Origin of the sequence: Bradyrhizobium sp. SZCCHNPS1003, from assembly GCF_032381555.1 — a bacterium.
Classification (GTDB): domain Bacteria; phylum Pseudomonadota; class Alphaproteobacteria; order Rhizobiales; family Xanthobacteraceae; genus Bradyrhizobium.
The window spans coordinates 13,652-33,355 of the sequence record NZ_JAUHIU010000008.1 but is presented as its reverse complement, the minus strand read 5'-3'; the positions used below and the strand labels follow the sequence as shown (position 1 = coordinate 33,355).

Annotated in this window: 20 protein-coding genes; 10 read left to right on the top strand and 10 right to left on the bottom strand. The window is 65.9% G+C overall.

Annotation, left to right across the window (positions count from 1 at the left end; all coding sequences use genetic code 11):
• Positions 1-6 precede the first annotated feature (6 nt).
• From QX126_RS14440 to mmsB, 7 genes are all read left to right on the top strand, one after another.
• Positions 7-936 (top strand): dihydrodipicolinate synthase family protein, encoded by a 930-nt coding sequence (locus QX126_RS14440; protein ID WP_315781798.1) that lies wholly within the window; start codon positions 7-9, stop codon positions 934-936.
• 2 nt (positions 937-938) lie between these two features.
• Positions 939-1,865, top strand: a complete 927-nt coding sequence (locus QX126_RS14435) for a Gfo/Idh/MocA family oxidoreductase (protein ID WP_315781796.1) — start codon at positions 939-941, stop codon at positions 1,863-1,865.
• A 4-nt stretch (positions 1,866-1,869) separates the two neighbouring features.
• Positions 1,870-2,952 carry an aldose epimerase family protein gene (locus tag QX126_RS14430; protein ID WP_315781795.1) on the top strand — a complete coding sequence of 361 codons (1,083 nt, stop codon included), beginning with the start codon at positions 1,870-1,872 and terminating at the stop codon, positions 2,950-2,952.
• Positions 2,949-3,833, top strand: a complete 885-nt coding sequence (locus tag QX126_RS14425; protein ID WP_315781794.1) for an SMP-30/gluconolactonase/LRE family protein — start codon at positions 2,949-2,951, stop codon at positions 3,831-3,833. Before QX126_RS14430 ends, QX126_RS14425 begins: the two co-directional genes overlap by 4 nt.
• Before the next feature lie 108 nt (positions 3,834-3,941).
• Positions 3,942-5,012 (top strand): multiple monosaccharide ABC transporter substrate-binding protein, encoded by a 1,071-nt coding sequence (gene chvE / locus QX126_RS14420; protein ID WP_315781792.1) that lies wholly within the window; start codon positions 3,942-3,944, stop codon positions 5,010-5,012.
• Positions 5,013-5,092: 80 nt separating this feature from the next.
• Positions 5,093-6,643 carry a multiple monosaccharide ABC transporter ATP-binding protein gene (gene mmsA, locus QX126_RS14415; protein ID WP_315781790.1) on the top strand — a complete coding sequence of 517 codons (1,551 nt, stop codon included), beginning with the start codon at positions 5,093-5,095 and terminating at the stop codon, positions 6,641-6,643.
• Between the two features lie 21 nt (positions 6,644-6,664).
• The gene (gene mmsB, locus QX126_RS14410) at positions 6,665-7,855 is read left to right on the top strand and encodes a multiple monosaccharide ABC transporter permease (protein WP_315738458.1); all 1,191 of its coding nucleotides are present in this window, start codon (positions 6,665-6,667) and stop codon (positions 7,853-7,855) included.
• Between the two features lie 160 nt (positions 7,856-8,015).
• On the opposite strand, the gene QX126_RS14405 is transcribed toward mmsB, so the two are convergent.
• The 5 genes from QX126_RS14405 to QX126_RS14385 form a co-directional block, all read right to left on the bottom strand.
• Complete coding sequence (locus tag QX126_RS14405) at positions 8,016-9,635, bottom strand: rhodanese-like domain-containing protein (protein WP_315781788.1); 1,620 nt, start codon at positions 9,633-9,635, stop codon at positions 8,016-8,018.
• Positions 9,592-10,182, bottom strand: coding sequence for a cysteine dioxygenase (locus tag QX126_RS14400; protein ID WP_315776074.1), 591 nt, complete (start codon positions 10,180-10,182; stop codon positions 9,592-9,594). Before QX126_RS14400 ends, QX126_RS14405 begins: the two co-directional genes overlap by 44 nt.
• 71 nt (positions 10,183-10,253) lie before the next feature.
• A complete protein-coding gene (locus QX126_RS14395; protein ID WP_315738455.1) occupies positions 10,254-10,415 on the bottom strand; it encodes a hypothetical protein in 162 nt (53 codons plus the stop codon).
• Between the two features lie 92 nt (positions 10,416-10,507).
• Positions 10,508-11,026, bottom strand: coding sequence for a hypothetical protein (locus QX126_RS14390; RefSeq protein WP_315776255.1), 519 nt, complete (start codon positions 11,024-11,026; stop codon positions 10,508-10,510).
• Positions 11,027-11,302: 276 nt separating this feature from the next.
• Entirely contained in the window at positions 11,303-11,707 is a 405-nt protein-coding gene (locus QX126_RS14385) for a nuclear transport factor 2 family protein (RefSeq protein WP_315755459.1), read from the bottom strand.
• 136 nt (positions 11,708-11,843) lie between these two features.
• Between QX126_RS14385 and QX126_RS14380 the strand changes: the two genes are divergently transcribed.
• Positions 11,844-13,460: a flavin monoamine oxidase family protein gene (locus QX126_RS14380; RefSeq protein WP_315781787.1), complete on the top strand. Its 1,617-nt coding sequence runs from the start codon at positions 11,844-11,846 to the stop codon at positions 13,458-13,460.
• 25 nt (positions 13,461-13,485) lie between these two features.
• The gene (locus QX126_RS14375) at positions 13,486-15,204 is read left to right on the top strand and encodes an ATP-binding protein (protein WP_315781785.1); all 1,719 of its coding nucleotides are present in this window, start codon (positions 13,486-13,488) and stop codon (positions 15,202-15,204) included.
• Positions 15,205-15,209: 5 nt separating this feature from the next.
• Here QX126_RS14375 and QX126_RS14370 read toward each other — a convergent pair whose 3' ends face one another.
• The gene (locus tag QX126_RS14370; protein ID WP_315782104.1) at positions 15,210-15,854 is read right to left on the bottom strand and encodes a glutathione S-transferase family protein; all 645 of its coding nucleotides are present in this window, start codon (positions 15,852-15,854) and stop codon (positions 15,210-15,212) included.
• Positions 15,855-16,044: 190 nt separating this feature from the next.
• On the opposite strand from QX126_RS14370, the gene QX126_RS14365 reads away from it, so the two are divergent.
• A complete protein-coding gene (locus QX126_RS14365) occupies positions 16,045-16,488 on the top strand; it encodes a Rieske (2Fe-2S) protein (RefSeq protein ID WP_315781783.1) in 444 nt (147 codons plus the stop codon).
• A 127-nt stretch (positions 16,489-16,615) separates the two neighbouring features.
• Here QX126_RS14365 and QX126_RS14360 read toward each other — a convergent pair whose 3' ends face one another.
• The 4 genes from QX126_RS14360 to QX126_RS14345 all read right to left on the bottom strand — a co-directional run bounded on the left by QX126_RS14360 (position 16,616) and on the right by QX126_RS14345 (position 19,641).
• Positions 16,616-16,855 carry a hypothetical protein gene (locus QX126_RS14360; RefSeq protein ID WP_315738450.1) on the bottom strand — a complete coding sequence of 80 codons (240 nt, stop codon included), beginning with the start codon at positions 16,853-16,855 and terminating at the stop codon, positions 16,616-16,618.
• Positions 16,856-16,877: 22 nt separating this feature from the next.
• Positions 16,878-17,192 carry a hypothetical protein gene (locus QX126_RS14355; RefSeq protein ID WP_315781781.1) on the bottom strand — a complete coding sequence of 105 codons (315 nt, stop codon included), beginning with the start codon at positions 17,190-17,192 and terminating at the stop codon, positions 16,878-16,880.
• Positions 17,189-17,932, bottom strand: coding sequence for an ankyrin repeat domain-containing protein (locus QX126_RS14350; protein WP_315782102.1), 744 nt, complete (start codon positions 17,930-17,932; stop codon positions 17,189-17,191). The genes QX126_RS14355 and QX126_RS14350 overlap by 4 nt, the downstream gene beginning before the upstream one ends.
• Positions 17,933-17,997: 65 nt before the next feature.
• A complete protein-coding gene (locus QX126_RS14345; RefSeq protein ID WP_315781780.1) occupies positions 17,998-19,641 on the bottom strand; it encodes a nitroreductase family protein in 1,644 nt (547 codons plus the stop codon).
• Between the last annotated feature and the right edge of the window lie 63 nt (positions 19,642-19,704).

The window sequence follows — 19,704 nt, the reverse complement described above, 5'->3', positions numbered from 1 at the left end:
TGCCGCATGACCGCTTCCGCCAAAAAGCTCTACAAGGGCGTCTTCCCGGTCGCGCCGACCATCTTCGACGCTGACGGCCGCCTCGATCTCGAGGGCCAGAAGCGCGCGATCGACTTCATGATCGATGCCGGCTCGCACGGCATCTGCATCCTCGCCAATTTCTCCGAGCAGTTCGTGCTGACCGATGACGAGCGCGATCTGGTGATGACCACGGTGCTGGAGCATGTCGCCGGCCGCGTGCCGATCATCGTCACGACCACGCATTTCTCGACCTTCGTCTGTGCCGAGCGCTCGCGCCGCGCGCAGGAGAAGGGCGCGGCCATGGTCATGGTGATGCCGCCCTATCACGGCGCCACCTTCCGCGTGCCTGATAGCTCGATCTACGAGTTCTATCGCGGCGTGTCGGACGCGATCTCGATCCCGATCATGGTGCAGGACGCGCCGGTCGCGGGCACGCCGCTGTCGGTGCCGTTCCTGGCGCGGATGGCCAAGGAGATCGAGAACCTCGCTTATTTCAAGATCGAGGTGCCGCGCGCGGCCGACAAGTTGCGCGCGCTGATCGAGGCCGGCGGCACGGCGATCGAAGGTCCGTGGGACGGCGAGGAGGCAATCACCCTGATGGCCGATCTCGATGCCGGCGCCACCGGCGCGATGACCGGCGGCGGCTATCCCGACGGCATTCGCAAGATCATCGATCCGTATTTCGCGGGCGACCGCGAGGCCGCGGCGGCGGCCTATGAGCGCTGGCTGCCGCTGATCAACTACGAGAACCGGCAGTGCGGGCTTGCCACCTGCAAGATCCTGATGAAGGCGGGCGGCGTGATCCGCCACGACACCTTGCGCAGCCCGCAGCCGGCGATTCATCCGGCGACGCAAAAGGGCCTGATCGAGATCGCGCGCCGGCTCGACCCGGTCGTGCTGCGCTGGGGCCGCTAGAGATGAGCGAGCTTCGTGTCGCCATCGTTGGCTTCGGCAAGATCGCCAGGGATCAGCACGTGCCGGCGATCGCCGCCACCGAGGGCGTGACGTTGACGGCAGTGGCGAGTCGCAATGCCTCGCTGCCCGGCCTGCCGCATTTCGGCACGATCGAAGAGCTGCTGCGCGACGGACCCGAGATCGACGCGGTCGCGCTGTGCACCCCGCCGCAGGTGCGCCGTGCGCAGGCGCTCGCCGCGCTGGAAGCCGGCAAGCATGTGATGCTGGAGAAGCCGCCGGGCGCCGCCGTCAGCGAGCTCGATCCGCTGGTCGCGCTTGCCGCCGCGAAGCGGCGCACGCTGTTCGCGACCTGGCATTCACGTTACGCGCCCGCCGTCGAGCCGGCGCGCGCGTGGCTGTCTTCCCGCCAGATTCGCAGCGTGCGGATTGACTGGAAGGAGGACGTGCGCGTCTGGCATCCGGGGCAGGGCTGGATCTGGGAGCCGGGCGGGTTAGGGGTGTTCGATCCCGGAATCAACGCGCTGTCGATCCTGACCCGCATTCTGCCAGAGCCGGTGTTCGTGACCGAGGCGGAACTGTCGTTCCCGTCCAACCGCCAGGCTCCGATCGCGGCCAACCTGTCACTGTCGACGGCGAGCGACCTGCCGATCGCGGCCGAGTTCGACTTCCGCCAGACCGGGCCGCAGAGCTGGGACATCCGGATCGAGACCGACGCAGGCCAGTTGAAGCTGTCGCTGGGCGGCGCGCGGATGACCGCGGACGACCAGCCGATGGTCGACGAAAGGGAGCGGGAGTATCCCGGCCTCTACCGTCGCTTCGTCGAACTCACAAGGACCGGTGCGAGCGACGTCGATCTGACGCCGCTGCGGCTGGTGGCTGACGCTTTCCTGCTCGGTCGCCGCCACGTCGTCGAGCCGTTCGAGGACTGACGCCATGGCGGAGCAGGCACGGATCACCCGGGATGTCTTCGGCACGCTGCCGGACGGCCGCGAGGTCGAGCGCGTCACCTTGCGTGGCGCTCACGGTTTCGAGGCGCGGATCATCACTTACGGCGCGGCGCTGCAGGCGCTGCTGGTGCCGGATGCGCAGGGCCGCGTCGACGACGTCGTGCTCGGCCACGACGACCTGCTGAGCTACCTCAAGCTCCGGAAATTTTTCGGTGCAACGGTCGGACGCTACGCCAACCGCATTGCCAAGGCGCGCTTTTCGCTCGACGGTCAGGACCTGCGCCTCGACGCCAATAATGGTGCGCATGCATTGCATGGCGGCCCCGACGGCTTCGACCGCAAGCTCTGGCAGATCGTCGCCACCGAAGACGGCGCCCAGCCCTCGGTCACGATGCTCTATGTCAGTCCCGACGGCGAGGCCAACTATCCGGGGCGGCTCGACGTCCGTGTCACCTATCAGCTGACGGGACCGACGGAGTTGGCCGTCAGCTTCAGCGCCCGGACGACCCGGACGACGATCGTCAACCTGACCAACCACAGCTTCTTCAATCTCGACGGCCTGGCCGCCGGCACCGGCATTCTCGATCATCGTTTGACAGTCGAAGCCGACCACTATCTCGCGATCGACGAGACTGCGATCCCGCTGGCGGGGCCGCCGCATTCCGTCGTGGGGACGCCTTTCGATTTCCGCGACGCGCATCCCATTGGTGCGCGCATCCGTGCCGACGATGCGCAGATCAAATGTGGCCGCGGCTATGATCATAATTTCTGTCTGCGCGACGGCTCTGGCGTGCGTTTCGCGGCCCGGCTCGAGTCGCCGCGCTCCGGGCGGATCATGGAGTTGCTCACCGATCAGCCTGGCTTGCAGGTCTATTCAGGCAACTATCTTGACGCGACCGTGAGCGGCAAGGGGCGTGTCTATCGTCAATCCGACGCGCTCTGCCTGGAGCCGCAGGTCTGGCCTGACAGTCCGAACCGTCCGGATTTTCCAAGCGCGCGCCTTGGGCCCGACGACGTCTATGAGCACGAGACCGTGTATCGCTTCTCAACCGCGGGAGCGCCCAGATGATCGAGCAGGTGCCGACCACGATCCTCTGCGACGAGCGCTGCCATCTCGGCGAGGGGCCGACCTACGATCCCCACACCGACACCGCCTGGTGGTTCGACATTCGGGAGGGCCTGCTGTTCGAGGCCAAGATCGGCAGCGGCGAAGTCCGCCGCCACGGGCTCGGCAGGATGGCGAGCGCGCTCGGCCGCATCGATGCCGACAGGCAGCTGATCGTGGCCGAGGACGGACTCTACATCCGCAGCGTCGCCGACGGCGCGCTGTCGCTGCATCTGCCGCTCGAAGCCGACAATCAGGCGACGCGGTCGAACGATTCGCGGGTCCATCCCTCCGGCACGTTCTGGATCGGCACCATGGGCCGCAACGCCGAGTGCGGCCTGGGCTCGATCTATGCGCTGCATCGCGGCGAGATCATCCGGTTGTTCCCCAACGTCACCATTCCCAACGCGATCTGCTTCTCGCCGGATGGCGCGATCGGCTATTTCGCCGATACGGATGAGAACGTCCTCTACCGTGTCGCGCTCGACCCGGAGACGGGCCTGCCGCGCGGCGAGCCGGAGGTGCTGCTGCGCCATGCCGGTGTCGGTGGGCTCGATGGCGCCGTCGTCGATGCCGAGGGACGGATCTGGAACGCACGCTGGGGCGGCGGTTGTGTCGACGTCTACAGCCCGCAGGGCGAGCATCTGCGCAGCATCGCGGTTCCGGCCAGCCAGGCGAGCTGCCCGGCGTTCGTCGGTCCCGATCTGTCGCGCCTGCTGGTGACGTCGGCCTGGCAGGACATGGACGAGGCGGCCAAGGCGGCCGACCCCGGCCATGGCCAGACTTTCCTTCTTGACGTCGGCGCTCACGGTCGCGCCGAGCCCGACGTCAAGCTGTCGATCTGAGAGGAGGAACAATCAGTCAAGCGTCGTTCAGCCTAACAGCTAACTGGTATCAAGATACGCAATCGGGTATCTCTTGTCAAAATTCGAAAATCCAAAGGGAGTGAAGACATGTCGAGAATGAAGACCATCATGGCCGCCGCGCTGGCCGGCCTCGGCGCGATGGCGCTGTCCAGCGCCGCACTGGCCCAGAGCAAGGGGACCGTCGGCATCGCGATGCCGACCAAATCCTCGGCGCGCTGGATCGACGACGGCAACAACATCGTGAAGGTGCTGAAGGAGCGCGGCTACACCACCGACCTGCAATATGCCGAGGACGATATTCCGAACCAGCTCTCGCAGATCGAGAACATGGTGACCAAGGGCGCCAAGGTGCTGGTGATCGCCGCGATCGACGGCACCACGCTGTCGGACGTGCTGAAGCAGGCCAAGGCCAAGGGCATCACCGTGATCGCCTATGACCGCCTGATCCGCGACACGCCGAACCTCGACTACTACGCGACCTTCGATAACTTCCAGGTCGGCGTGCTGCAGGCGCAGTCGATCGTGGACAAGCTCGGGCTGAAGGACGGCAAGGGACCGTTCAACATCGAGCTGTTCGGCGGCTCGCCGGACGACAACAACGCCTACTTCTTCTACAATGGCGCGATGTCGGTGCTGCAGCCCTATCTCGACTCCGGCAAGCTCGTGGTCGCCTCCGGCCAGAAGGGCATGGACAAGGTTGCGACCCTGCGCTGGGACGGTGCCACCGCCCAGGCCCGCATGGACAACCTGCTCAGCGCCTATTACGGCAACAAGCGTGTCGATGCGGTGCTGTCACCCTATGACGGTCTCTCGATCGGCATCATCTCGTCCTTGAAGGGCGTCGGCTATGGCAGCGGCAACCAGCCGATGCCGATCATCTCCGGCCAGGACGCCGAGGTGCCGTCGGTCAAGGCGATCCTGCGCGGCGACCAGTACTCGACCATCTTCAAGGACACCCGCGACCTCGCCAAGGTGACCGCCGACATGGTCGATGCTTCGCTGAGCGGCAAGGAAGTGAAGGTCAACGACACCAAGACCTACAACAACGGCGTCAAGGTCGTCCCGGCCTATCTGCTCAAGCCGGTCGTGGTCGACAAGAGCAACTGGGAGAAGGTCCTGATCGAAGGCGGCTACTACAAAAAGTCGCAGGTCGAGTGATCTCATGGCCGGCGAGCGCGGCCATGCGCTCGCCGGCTCCTCTTATCTCAACGACTTCAAGTGTTGCGGGATACAGCGCGATGACGGCAATCCTCGAGATGCGCAGCGTCAGCAAGAGCTTCGTGGGCGTGCAGGCGCTCCGCGACGTCAGCTTTACGGTCGCGGCGGGCGAGATCCACGCCCTCGTCGGCGAGAATGGCGCCGGCAAGTCGACCCTGATGAAGGTGCTGAGCGGCGTCTATCCCTACGGCCGCTATGAGGGCCAGATCATTTTCGAAGGCGAGGAGCGGCGCTTCCGTGACATCAACGATTCCGAGGCGCTCGGCATCATCATTATCCACCAGGAGCTCGCGCTGATTCCGCTGATGTCGATCGCCGAGAATATCTTCCTGTCGCATGCGCCGTCACGCTTTGGCGTCATCGATCGCGACGAGGTCTACCGGCGCACCCAGCAATTGCTGGCTCAGGTGGGATTGAAGGAATCGCCGGATACGCTGATCACCGATCTCGGCGTCGGCAAGCAGCAATTGGTCGAGATCGCCAAGGCGCTGTCCAAGCGTGTCAAGCTCTTGATCCTGGACGAGCCGACGGCGAGCCTGAACGAGGCCGACAGCCAGGCGCTGCTCGACCGCCTCGTCACCTTCCGCGAGCAGGGCATCTCCTCGATCCTGATCACACACAAGCTCAACGAGGTCGCCCGCGTCGCCGATCGCATCACGGTGCTGCGTGACGGGCGCAGCGTCGACAGCATCGATTGCCGTGCCGAGCCGGTTCTGGAGGACCGGATCATCAAGAGCATGGTCAATCGCGACATGGCGCACCGCTTCCCCGAGCGGCAGCCGAAGATCGGCGAGCCCGTGTTCACGGTCGAGAACTGGTCAGTCTACCATCCGCAGCATACCGACCGCCAGGTAATCAAGAACGTCGATTTCCAGGTGCGCCGTGGCGAGATCGTCGGCATCGCCGGCCTGATGGGCGCGGGGCGCACCGAATTCGCCATGAGCCTGTTCGGCCGCTCCTGGGGCGTCAACATCACGGGCCGCGCCCGCCTCGAAGGCCACGACGTCACTCTCAACAGCGTACCGGCCGCGATCGACGCTGGCCTCGCCTATGTCACCGAGGACCGCAAGCAGCTCGGCCTGATTCTGGCCGACGACGTGCGCAAGAACATCACGCTGGCGAGCCTCGCGCAGGTCGCGCCGAAGGGCGTGATCGACGACATCGCCGAGCTCAAGGCGGCGTCCGGCTACCGCGGCCGGATGCGGATCCGCTGCTCCGACGTCTATCAGGAGGCCGGCCAGCTCTCCGGCGGCAACCAGCAGAAGGTCGTGCTGTCGAAATGGCTGATGACCGATCCCAAGGTCTTGATCCTCGACGAGCCGACGCGGGGCATCGACGTTGGCGCAAAGTATGAGATTTACTGTATCATCCAGGAGCTCGCGGATGCCGGCCGGGGTGTTGTCGTGATCTCATCGGAGATGCCGGAGCTGCTCGGAATCTGCGACCGTATCTGCGTGATGAATGACGGCGCCTTCGTCGGCGAGTTCGCCGGGCCGGAGGCGACGCAGGAAAAGATCATGCGCGCCATCATGCGCAACGAAACCATCAAGAACCAGGAGACGGCCGCGTAAGCGGTCGGGAGGACGCCAGCAATGACCGACAAGACGGTTTCGCTCCCGGAGGAGAAGTCGCATAGCGGCTTCCTGAAGAACAATCTGCGCAGCTACGGCATGCTGCTGTCGCTGTTCGTGATCATGCTGTTCTTCCAGTTCATGACCGACGGCACCCTGCTGCAGCCGCTCAACCTCACCAACCTGGTGCTGCAGAACAGCTATATCGTCATCATGGCGCTGGGCATGCTGCTGGTGATCGTGACCGGGCACATCGATTTGTCGGTCGGCTCGGTTGCGGGCTTCGTCGGCGCCGTCGCCGCCGTGCTGATGGTGCGTTATCACGTCGACTTCCCGCTCGCGATCATCGCCTGCCTGATCGTCGGCGCCGCGATCGGCGCCGCGCAGGGCTATTGGGTGGCCTATTTCGGCATTCCCTCCTTCATCGTCACCTTGGCCGGCATGCTCGTGTTCAAGGGTCTGGCGCTGGCGCTGCTGCAGGGGCAATCGGTCGGGCCGTTCCCGGGTACGTTCCAGAAGCTGTCGTCCGGCTTCATCCCCGAGTTCATGCCGAGCGCGGCGCATCTTTATCCCACGTCGCTCGCGATCGGCGCGGTGCTGACGCTCATTCTGGTCTATGCCAGCGTCAAGGGCCGTGCGCGCGAGGTGGAGCACGGTATCGAGGTCGAGCCGTTCGGCTTCTTCGCTGCCAAGAACGTCGTGCTGGCCGGCGCACTGATGTATTTCACCTATCTGATCGCCTCGCATCGCGGCCTGCCCAACGTGCTGGTCATCATGACGGCGCTGATCGCGCTCTACGGCTTCATGACGCGCCGCACCGTGGTCGGCCGGCAGATCTATGCGGTCGGCGGCAACGCCAAGGCCGCCAAGCTGTCAGGCATCAAGACCGAGCGGCTCGTGTTCATGACCTTCGTCAACATGGGCGTGCTGGCCGCGCTGGCCGGCCTGATCTTCGCCGCCCGGCTCAACACCGCGACGCCGAAGGCCGGCCTCGGCTTCGAGCTCGACGTCATCGCGGCCTGCTTCATCGGCGGTGCCTCGGCCTATGGCGGCGTCGGACGGGTCGGCGGCGCTGTCATCGGCGCCATGATCATGGGCGTGATGAACAACGGCATGTCCATTCTCGGCGTCGGCATCGACTATCAGCAGGTCATCAAGGGCCTGGTGCTGCTCGGCGCCGTCTGCATCGACGTCTACAACCAGCGCCGTTGAGTTCGGCGCGCAGCTCCCGGTGAAGCTGTAACGACCTAGGGAGCAAAGCGACGCCGAAGGCGGCGCCTGCCCACCACGTCTCGCGACCCGCGTGAAAGCGGTGGGCACGCGGCATTCGCGTCGCGAATGCGGCTTTGCCCACCCTGCGCATTCATCAGAACTACACCACGTGGAAATTCGACACGCTGTCATTGGCGAGCTGAGCGACGAGTTGCAGCTCCCAGTCGATATAGGCCTGCATCGTTTCGGCGGCGTTGTCGGTGCCCTCATAGGGACGCTTGTAGACGTCGTCGGCAAGCGAGATCCATGAGGACCGATCGCTCTCCAGCACATGCCCGGCAGCCGTCCAGGCGCGCGTGCCGCCGGTGAGCACGCGGAGCTCACGCGTCGTCGCGGCACGTGCATCCGCAAGCGCAAACGCGGCTTCGCTGCCGTCGTTGCTGGTCAGCACGATCGGACCGTCGCCGGGCAGCTTGGCGAGATCATCCGCAAAGCGCGACGCCAGCACGAAATGTGCGCCCGGAATGTGTCCGGCCTTGTAGCTCGGACTGCGCGTGAGATCGACGATCGTCCACGCAGCAGGATCGGCCGCGAGTTGCTCGGCGCTGATTGCCGCGTCGCCAAGCTGCGGCAGCGGCGGTCGGCGTGCGGCGCGGATTTCCGTTTCGGTCGCTCCAACGACATCCGGTCCCACGACCGCCACGTCCCAGCCCATCTGCTTCAGCCATGACGCCGTCATGCGTGCGCGCACGCCGTCATCGTCGAACAGCACCAGACGGGCGCCGCGCACGCCCACCCACTCGTCGGTCGCCTGCACCAGCTGGCCGCCCGGTGCCGACGCGAAGCCAGTCGGATGGCCGGCGGCATGTTCCTCGGGCGTGCGGACGTCGAGGCAATACAGCGTGCGCACCCCGGCTTCGGCCCGATGGCGCGCGAATGTCGCGGCATCGAGCACGCCGACGCCGACGCGCTCGGCCCAGGCCTTGGCATCAGCCAGCGCGGTCGCGTAGCTCGTCCGTGGCCGCTCCAGGACGCGCGCGGTCTTGCCGCGCTCGACCTGATGGCCGGCAAGTGTCCAGCCGATCGTGCCGTTGCGCAACGCATAGATCTTGTTCGGCAGCCTGGCATTGATCAGCGACTGCGTGCCGATGATCGAGCGCGTGCGTCCGGCGCAGTTGACGATGATCGTGGTCTCGGGCGACGGCGCGATCTCGCGCGCCCGAAACGCCAGCTCGCCGCCGGGGACGCTGACCCCGCGCGGAATGCTCATGGTGCGATATTCCTCGAAGCGGCGGGCATCGAGCACGACCAGGTTCGACTCGCGCTCGATCAGCGCCTTGGCGTCGTCGGCCGACAGCGACGGCGTGTGCCGGATGGCCTCGACCAATTCGCCGAACGCCTTGCTCGGCACGTTGACGTCCCGGAACACCTCGCCATGGCGCGCATAGCCCGACAGCCCGCCAGCGAGCATCGCGACGTCGGTGTAGCCCAGTGCATGAATGCGCGGCACCGCGCGGGCGGCATAGCCTTCGCCATCATCATAAACGACGACGGCTACATTTAGACGCGGCACGAGGTCGAGGATGCGCAGCTCGATCTGCGACAGTGGCAGCGACACCGCGAAGAACGGGTGCGACAGCGAATAGGGGCCTTCCTCGCGGACGTCGAGCAGTGCCACCTCCTCGCCGGCGCGCCAGCGCCGCCGCAACTCGGTCGGTGTGATGATGCGGAAACCGTCAGGCGGCGGTGCGGTCGGGCCAGAGGTTGGGGACGGTGTCATTCGAATATCCGGAAATGAAGTCTCGGGCGGCGCCGGTCTCCGCATCGTACACCGCGCGGCGGATGCGGCCGATATTGCCGCCATAGACGTGGATGCTGATCGAGGAGCGGTCCGCCAGACCGTTGGAGATCGCGTGGATGTCGCCAATGTGTGGCGATACCGCGGCCGTTTGTCCAGCCCGCAGCCGCTCCGGCGCAGCCTCGCGCAACGTGCCGTCCGGCTGCCGCGCATAGCTGACCGAGAGTTCCTCGCCGCGCAGCACGCCGACGAGGCCCCAGACGCGATGGTCGTGCACCGGCGTGCCCTGGCCGGGGCCCCACACGAAGCTCACGATGGAGAACCGATCGAGCGGATCGGCATACAGCAGATATTGTCGGTAGCGGCCGCCGTCGGCGACCGCAAAGGCCTGAGGCAGCCAGTCGTCATGCGCGACCAGCTCCTTCAGTTTCGGTGCGAGCGCGGCGAGCAGCTCCGGCTCGTTTGTCGTGCTTGCGACGAGGCGTGCCGTATCGGCGACGAAGTCGCGGAAGCGCGCAATGTCAGTCATGTCGGGCTCGTGTCGTATCGAGGCGGGAGGCCGCCGATGGGCGGCGCGATGGGCGAGGGATCTGATCCCACTCAGACGTGAGGGCCGAGCATCGCGATGTAGAACAGGTCCTCATTGGACAACTCGGCGGCCGGGCGCCGGGTGAGGATGTCGTGCGCTTTGAGACGGCTGTCAGCGCGCCCTTGCGGCAGCAAATGACCGAGCCAGCCTCCGAACCATGAGACGTAGCGCATGAGAGCCTCCGCGCGGATTGATCACGTCCTTGATATCACGCCTCGACCGGCATCGAACAGAGCCCGGCACGGCTCCGCATCACTTTGGCAGATCATGCCTGCTGAAGCACCTCGCCGGCAAATTCCTTTTCCGCATCGTACGCGTCGCGCTGCTCTGCTTCTCCATCGGTCGCGTCTGCGCCGGCATTCCGGCCCGTCAGGCTTTCGTGCCAATGGGTGCGGAATGCCATCCATGATGCGTGATCCTGGAAGGCAACCTCGGCGAACCACTCGACCGTGACGGCGCCGCTCGGCCAGTAGCGTTCCTGGTCATGCCAGCACACGACAGGCCAGCGCGGATTGCGGTAGGAGCGGCCGGTCTCATCATGCAGCGATGGCCGGCCGAGATGATCGATCAGCCATGACATCACCTCGGGCAGGAACGTGGCGGCAAACGACACGCCATGGCGGCCGAGCCGCTGCGGCATGCGCATGACGCGCTGATCGATGATGGCGAAGGCCGGCGGCACCGCGCCGACATTGAACTGGCGGATCATCAGCAGGCGGAAGCCGCAGTCGCAGAGCTCGGCAGGCACGGCATGGATCGCCGTCGGCTGAAGTGGAGCCGCGATGTTCATACCAGTGCTCCCTGCGCCTGTCCGAGCGCGAGGTCGATGGCGTGCTGCAACGCTGTGCGCGTCGGCACATCGCTGCGTTTCAGATAGGCGGTCAGAACGCGTGCCATCCCTGTCTCCCGTCGGCATCTGCACGTTGCTGGTCGCAGCCTGCGCAGATCGCCTTGCGTGGAGACGGACATTCGACCCGAATCCGACGCGACGAAAATCAACAATCCCCGACATTGCTGCCGGTCAGGGAGGGTAGATCAAATTTCGTGCCAGATGCGGCGATCAGTGGAGACGATGGCCGTCGGCGTCGTGTTCCGGCGTCGCGAGCTGCGCGATCGGGCTGGATTGGTGGTGGATCATCCGCCAGGCGCCGTCGATGCGCGCGAAGTGATTGGCCGCTGCGAGCGCCGCGCCGTCGACCAGCTCGATGCAGAGCACGTGGCCATGATCGCCGTCGACGATCGCGTGCGGGTCCGCGCAGACGATGTTCGGCCGGCCGGGGTTGGCGAGGATGTCGCGCCAGCTGCCGATCACGGCGGCGCGGCCGACGATCGCCGGCCAGCCCGGATGAATGCAGGAGATGCCGTCGCGATCGGCCCAGAGGGCAACGAGTGCCGCGAAATCGCCGGCCGTGAAGGCAGCATAGAAGGCCGCATTGGCGGCCAGGATCTCGCGCTCGTCGCTCATTGTGATGGCGTGAGCCAAGCCGGTGCGAAAATCAAGCAATGTTTGGAAACGCACATCCCCTGGTGCGCAAAAACTTGCAAGCTTCTTGCAGGACCCGGTCGAGACGCGATCGCAACGCATCAGCCGAGGTCCTGCCATGCTCGAAACGGCCATTGTCGGAGGTGGATTGTGCGGAATGGCACTCGCGCGCAGCCTGCAGCAGCGCGGCAGCACGTTCGCTTTGTTCGAAGCCCGACATCGCCTGGGCGGGCGTGTGCTGTCGGCCAGGAGCAAAGCGGGGCTTGCGTTGGACCTCGGCCCGACCTGGTTCTGGCCGGACACCCAGCCGCTGCTCGCCGGCCTGATCGCGGAGCTCGGCCTGTCCGACTTTGCCCAGCACGATGACGGCACGGTTCTTCATCTGAAGGAGGCGGACAAGTCGGCCGAGCAGATCGGCGGGCCGCCGGTCCACCAGGGCGCGCGCCGGCTCTCCGGCGGCATGACGAAGCTGGTCGAGGCGCTGGCGCGTGATCTGCCGCAGCCCTTCATCCATCTCGGCCATGAGCTGATGCGCATCGTCGATTGCGGCACGCATGTGCGGCTGATCTTTGCCACATCAACGGAATCGGTCGCGATCGAGGCCAAGCGCGCCGTGCTCGCGCTGCCGCCGCGGCTGCTGATCGATCACGTCGGCTTCTTTCCCGAGCTGGACGACGCGACCTTCGATGCGATGCGCGGTGCCGAGACCTGGATGGCGGCGCAGGCCAAGGTCGTGATCGCCTACGACCAGGCGCATTGGCGCGACCAGGGCCGGTCCGGCAATGCGTTCGTCAGCCACGAGCAGGCCGTGATCGGCGAGATCTTCGACGCCTGCGATGCCGGCGGCGACCGTGCTGCGCTCGGCGGCTTCCTCGCCTTCTCGCCCGATCTGCGCGCGACCTTCAGTGTCGGGCTGCCGCTGCTGATGGACAGCCAGATGGTGCAGCTGTTCGGCTCCGCGCTGGAAGGCGGCGAGCAGCACTATCAGGACTGGGCGGCCGAGCGCTTCACCTGCAGCGCATTGGATCGCACCACGCCGCGCGGCGAGCACAGCGAGATCGCCAATCCGATGCTGCGGCGGGCGCTATGGGACGGGCGGCTGCACCTCGGTGGCGCCGAGACCGCAAGCCACGCGGCCGGCTATCTCGAAGGTGCCCTGAACGCCGCCAAGCGCATCGAGCGTGCGATGGCCCGGAGCATGGGCGAGATCGCCGGGCCGCGGCCGGCCGTGGCGATCGGCGACGGGCTGTCGGGCAACGCAGCGAGCCTCGCCTGGTTCGGCGCCTGGGTCGCCGCGCAGCGTGATGCCGCGTTCGACGATTATCGGCAGCGGCTCAACCGCAGCCTCGCTACGCAGGAGCGCGAGCAACTGACCCAGCTCGCTGTTCTCGGAGCCACCGAGGGGGTGTTCGCGGCGGCGCTGCAGGTGCTGGACGCACTGACCTTCGACATGCGCGACGTCGCCGTCGAACGCGGGCGCTCCGCCCTGATGCCGGAGATCCAGAAACCGTTCCGCGATGTCATGCAGTCGCTGCTCGACGATGCCATAGCCTTCAATCGCACCTCCTGCGCGCTGTCGAACTTTCCGTTCGAGCACAAGCCGTCGAAGGACTACGTGCAGACGATCCTGCGCGACATCGCCGCCGCCTGGCAGGAGTTCTCGCTCGCCGCCAACCGCCTGCTGCTGGCAAAGGCGGAAGATGTGATGCGCACGCCGACGAGAATGTCGTCGTGAGTCCGACAGCGTCGAGGTACGACCGATGAAGCTGCAGATCGAACGTTCGACCATCCTGGCGATGGCGGCGGCCTTCCCGCGTCTGGCCTCGTTGACGGAGCAGCTGCGTTTCGGCGACAAGGTCGAGGTCAATATGGCGCAACTCGCGACCGCCGAGCTCGACTTCCTGCGCGACAGCTACCAGAAGGCCGGTCCCGAATGGCACGCCCGCGCGGCGCAGATCGCCACCCTGCAGCGCGCCTTTGCCGATTCCGGCGCCCGCTTCTCCGAGCACGAACTGGAATCGGTGCTGCCGGCGATTGCGCGCTACCTGATCTCGGACGCCATCCGCGGCTGGATGTTCACGGCCAACGTCGCCAGCCGGCCGCTGCCCTATGTCGTGACGCGACTCGACTACACCGCACCGTCGAATGACGAGGCCGGCCGCGTCTTCATCGAGCTCAAGGCCAACGCCAAGGGCGCGATCACCACGTCCACCCTGCGCATCTCCGCCGGCGACATCGTCGGCAGGACGGTCGCCGAAATCTTCGCCGCCAAGGGCTTCCTCAAGGAAACACCCGAGCTGATATCCGCCTATGACGAGACGGCCGAGCGCTATTTCGCCTGGCGCGGCCGCTACGGAGCGCAGTTCTCCGGCCGCGGCATCGGCTTCTTCGCCGATGATCCGAACTCCTCGCATCGCGACATGGACTGGTCGCGCAAGGACGTGATCGTGCTGTCGTCCGGCGGCGGCAGCGCGCGGCTCGTCAACGACGAAGGCATTCTCACCGAGCGGGCGCTGACGCTCGAGGTCACGGGCGACATACTCGGGCAGTACCTGCGCAAGGCCGCCAAGAGCAATCTCTATGACGCCGAGCAGGAGGTCGAAGAATCCAGGGCGGCGATCCCGAAGGGCATCTTCTGCCGCATTCCCGTCCATCCCTACATGCTGATGTTCCATCTCGACCTGCACCATTATCTCTGGGTGCATGCCGACGACATGGTGCCCTACGCCTATCAGCCCGAGCTCAAGCAGAAGCTGGTGCTGCCGGAGGAGCAGACCGATCTGATCGACATCCTCACTGCCGAGATGGACCTCTTGATGGACGACATCGTCGCCGGCAAGTCCGGCGGCACCACCGTGCTTTGCGCGGGGCCGCCCGGCGTCGGCAAGACGCTGACGGCGGAGGTCTACGCCGAGATCATCGGCCGGCCGCTGTACCGCGTGCATTCCGGTCAGCTCGGGCTGAACGTCGCGGCGATGGAGAGTGCGCTGAAGGATGCGCTGACGCGCGCGCAGCGCTGGGGCGCGGTCATGCTGATCGACGAAGCCGACGTCTACATCAAGCGGCGCGAGGACGACATGACGATGAATGCCGTCGTCGGCGTCTTCCTGCGTGTGCTGGAGTATTTCAACGGGCTCTTGTTCCTGACCACCAACCGCATCGACGACATCGATGAAGCGATCGTGTCGCGCTGCATCGCGCTGATCAAGTTCCAGGCGCCGGACGCGCAAGCGCGCGGCCGGATCTGGCGGGTGATGTGTGCGCAGTTCGGCTTGAACGTCGATGCGGGCTTGGTGGAGCTGCTGGTGGACACGTTCCCGGGCGCGTCAGGCCGCGACATCAAGGGGCTGGCCAAGCTGGTCGCCAAATATTGCCACCACAAGAGCGTCCGCCCGACCATCGAGGTCTTCCGCCGCTGCGCCATCTTCCGCAGCATCGATCTGGGCGACCACGAGCTGCTGCCGGAGGCCGCGGAGTAGATCGGCTACAACTGGCTGGTCTGCCCCAAGGTCGCCGGATTGTACCCTTCCTCGCGCAGCACCCGCTGCACGACCGGGCGCGCGAGCATGCGGCGGTAGTGCGCGAGCAGGTTGGCCGGCAGCGCAATGCCGGTCTTGTCGGCCCAGAACTCGACATAGAACAGGATCGGATCGGCGACCGAGAATTCGCCGCCGAGATAAGACTGCCCGTCGAGCATCTTGTTCAGGATCGCAAAGCCCTTCACGACGATGTTGCGGCCGAGCGCGCGCACCGACTCCTGGTCGGCCTCGTTGCGGCTGAAGGTCGGCGTGGCGAAGATGCGCGCGAAGCCGTGGCCATGCACCGTTCCGGCAATGTAGCTCATGGCTTCGAGCAGCCGCGTTTCGGTCTCGATATCCGAAGGCCACAATCTGGCGCGCGGCCTGGAGCGGCCGAGCCAATAAGCAATCGCCGGCACTTCCGTCAGCACGCTGCCGTCGCTGCGCACCAGCGCCGGAATCGTCGATTTCGGGTTGATGGCCACATAGTCCGGTTTGAAATTGTCGCCGGCCGGCAGGTTGACGATATGGGCCTCGAACACCTCCTCGAGCTCTTCGAGAATGATATGGATGCCGGTCGAGCACGATCCCGGCGTCATGTAGAATTTCATCGCGGCCATCATTGTCTCCAAGCCGACATCGGCGTGTCTTCGATGCCTACGGCATGCTTCATGCAAGGATCGGGGCAGATAGAGAATGATGCGCCGTGGCTCGACACGTCGGGCTGCTGCCGTCAGGTTTGCGACAGGAGACGTCATCGCGGTCCCGTAGCTCCGTCGCGCCGGTCAGGGAGCGCCGCGCATGACGGAACGTGAGCCGGAAATCTTCGTGATCTGTCCGACCGCCGGCATCGCGCCGGGTGAAGCCAAGGCGTTCAGCCTGTCGCGGATCGGCGACAATGGCGAGGCGCGGCCGTTTCCTATCGTGATCATCCACACTGTGTCCGGCGGCTTTGTCGGCTATGTCAACAGCTGCCCACACGAGGGCAAATGGCTGAACATCGGTAGCGGCCAGTTCTTCAATCCGGATCGGACGCTGCTGCGCTGCGGACGGCATGGCGCAACGTTCGAGATCGACACCGGGCTGTGCAACGCCGGTGCCTGCGCAGGGCAGAGCCTGGAGCCGATTGCGCTCGCTGTCATCGACGGCGAGGTGTGCCTGTGCGGCGTCGCGCTGGTGGAAGATATTCCCGATCCGTTCGACGACCTCGACGAGACCATGGAGATCATGATCCACCCGGATTGACGGATGGGGTTTCCAACGTCATTGCGAGGAGCGAAGCGACGAAGCAATCCAGAATCCTACCTGAGCCCTGGATTGCTTCCGCTTCGCTCGCAATGACACTCACTACGTGATGTCGTTCGGCGGACCCTCAGAACCCATCCGCCTTCTTGCCCCACGGATGGGTGCCGGACACAAGCTGTGCCTTGATGCCGGCCTTGTCGACATCGGCCCGGGTTCTGAAAAAGGTCGCCTCGTGCACCAGCGTGCCGTTCTTGGTCGTCACCGCGACGTAGCGCGCGACAGTGTCGATGTCGCACAGATAGCCGCCGCCGGGATCGGCGGCGCTGCGCAGGTTGCCATCCCAGTCCACGAAGAATCCTTCACTCATCTCTTTCTCCAACCTCGTTCAGTCAGGTCTCGGGCTGATCGGCGACGAACTGCGCATAGGCGCTCTCGACGATGGCCCGGCATTGCAGCAGGCGCTGATGCTCGGCCTTGCCGATGCTCACCGTCTCGCCATGATCGTCGGCTGCAGCCGTCGCCGCCTGCAGCGCATCGAACAGCGCCTTCTCGAGCTGGTAGATGCGCTCGCTGGCGCGTTCCAGATAAGGAATGGGATTGGCGCGGACATTGGCCTCGTGCAGCGCATCGAGGCTGAGCAGCGTCCGGAAGCGGCGCTCGACCCGGCGCTGCTGCATGCCGAAATCGTGCTCGATGACGGTCACGGTCGGACCTCGGGCGCGGGCGCCTTTGAAGCCGCCGCCTTGGCCGCATTCCGCAGCAGGTTCAGGCATTCGAGCGAAGCGGCCATGTCGAGCGCGGAAAAGCCGTCGAGCGTCTCGGTGCGGATGTCCGCGCCCTTGGCCAGGAGATGCGCGACCACATCGGCCTTGCCGGAGGAGGACGCATACATCAGCGCTGTCGCACCATTGTCGTTGCTGTTGTCGAGATCGATGCCGGCCTCGACCAGCGCGTCGATGGCGTCGAGATGCCGGCCGACGCAGGCGAGCCACAGCGCGTTATTGCCGTCCGCGTTCCTGGCGGCGATGTCGGCGCCGGCAGAGAGCAACTCGCGGATGACGACGACATTGCCGAGATGTGCCGCCTTCATCAACGGCGTGGTCCGATTGGCGATGATGGCGTCGACACCGTCAGCGGGAAAGCCCTGGGCGGCGAGCCACGCCGCCAGGGCCGGACTGACGTTCGCCGCGCCGCTCCGCGCGGGACAACGCTGGCGCCACGCCTCATAGCCGCCGTCGAGGCTATAGACCTCAGTGAAGCCGAAATCGGAGAAGGTCTGCGCGTAGTCCTGGCTGGCATTGCCGTGATAGCAGTAAATCAGGATCGGCGCGCGCCTGCTCGTGCCGGCGATCATCTCGGCGAGATTGCGCTGGGTGAGATGCCGCGCGCCGGCCATATGCGCGGTGTCGAACGAGGCGGTGTCGCGGGCGTCGAAGCGCAGCACATCGTCGCGCTGCAGCAGCTCGGCTGCGTGGTCGACATCGATGCGCTGAAACGGAATACGTGGTCTCATGGCAGGACTCCCGCTTCATTGCGCGTGCGGCCGGGATAGGCCGCCAGCGTCGTGATGCGATCATCGGTCAGGGGACGGCCGACCGTGAAGTGATAGAGCACCTGGAACTGCTCTCCGACCACGCCGAGCATCTCGTGCACGGAGTCGTCGAAGAAGCAGCCGATGCCGGTGCCGCGCAGGCCCGCCGCCTCGGCTTCGAGGTAGAGCACGTGGCCGATCAGGCCGGCCTCCCAATGCAGTTGCCGATAGCGCCACGGATGGTCGCTGACGGCCGGCGTGAACTCGGCGAGCATCGCCATCGCAAAGCAGCCGTCGCCCGCGATCGCCTGGTGACAGCTCGCGGTGCGGATCACGCTGCGGCTGTCGGTCGGCAGCAGCCGGAACAACGGCAGATGATCAGGCACGCGCTCGACCGGCTGCCAGTCGAAGTCGGGACGCAGCGCGCGCCGAAGGCTGGTCTCCGCCTCGCTGCCGCGCGGCAGCGCATAGAGCCCGGGCGTGAGCCCCTCGACGCGATGGACGAATAGCAGCGGATGCAGCCGCGACGCGAACGGCCAGATGGTCCATGGCGGCGTAGCGCGCGGCAGCAGCGCGTCGAGAAGGTGAAGCAACGTTGCGAGATCCATCGTGAACCTGGCGTCGAAGCGCTGCGCGCTGCGACGACCGAGAATGAGCTCGGCCGCGCGCACCTGTGATTGCCGCGTCAGCGGCGGGCACCGCCACGGAGTGGAGATCGCATCCTGCGCCGCGCCGGCCGTGGCCGCGCTTACCTCGGGGATGATGGGCCAGCGGTAGAGCGGATGGCGATCGAGCCGGTTCGCCTGACCTTTCCACGTGTCGTCGATCGTGGCGAGTGATGGCAAACCGGTAGGCGACCGCGAGCTCGCATCGCGCGGTGTGATCGCGAGCAGCACATCGGCATTCTCGGTCTCGACGCCGGCGAAATCATCCGCGCGATCGAGTCCCATCAGCGCCGCCAGCCTCGCGCTGTCGATGCCGTCGATCACGCGCGCGTACCAGCCGAGCGCAGCGGCGGCGTAGCTGACGGCGCCGATCGCATGTCCGAGGTCGAGCTGGCAGTAGCGGAACGCGCGCTCGCCATATTTCCACGCCTCGCGCCAATGGATCGAGGACAGCGCGAGCCATAGCCGCGGCTCGCCACGCGATGGCCTGCCGCGGCGGCAACGTTGCTCCAGCACGTGATCGCGGCTGACATAGTGATGAAGACCGTCGCTGAGCCCTGTCACATTCTCCGCGATGACATAGGCCTCGGTCGGATGCAGATTGCCGCTGGAGGGATTGCAGCGCAACGCCCAGCGGTCCGGGCCGTACTCCTTCCAGGCCGCCAGCCCGAACGACAATTCCAGCAGCAGCGCGACGCCGTCGATCGTCAACGGCTGGACCGGCGCCGTGGCGTCGCAGGCATCGGCGAAGCTCACGGCGAGACGGTCCGAGGTCAGCGGCAGATCGGTGCGCGGGCTGCCGGCGAACTCGCGGAACGGATTGGGCTGCGCGTCCCAGTCCAGCGTCTCCGGCCCCGCCGCATAGCGCTTGAGGCTGTGCTTGGTGCGGGCGTGATAGGCCAACGCGATGTCGGCGGCGGCTGGAACGTCCGCCGTGCCGGACTGTGACACGGACATGCTTCCTCACAAGGCGCGACCTGCGCGTTCGCGCATGTTGGACGGTCGCTTGGTGACTGCGTC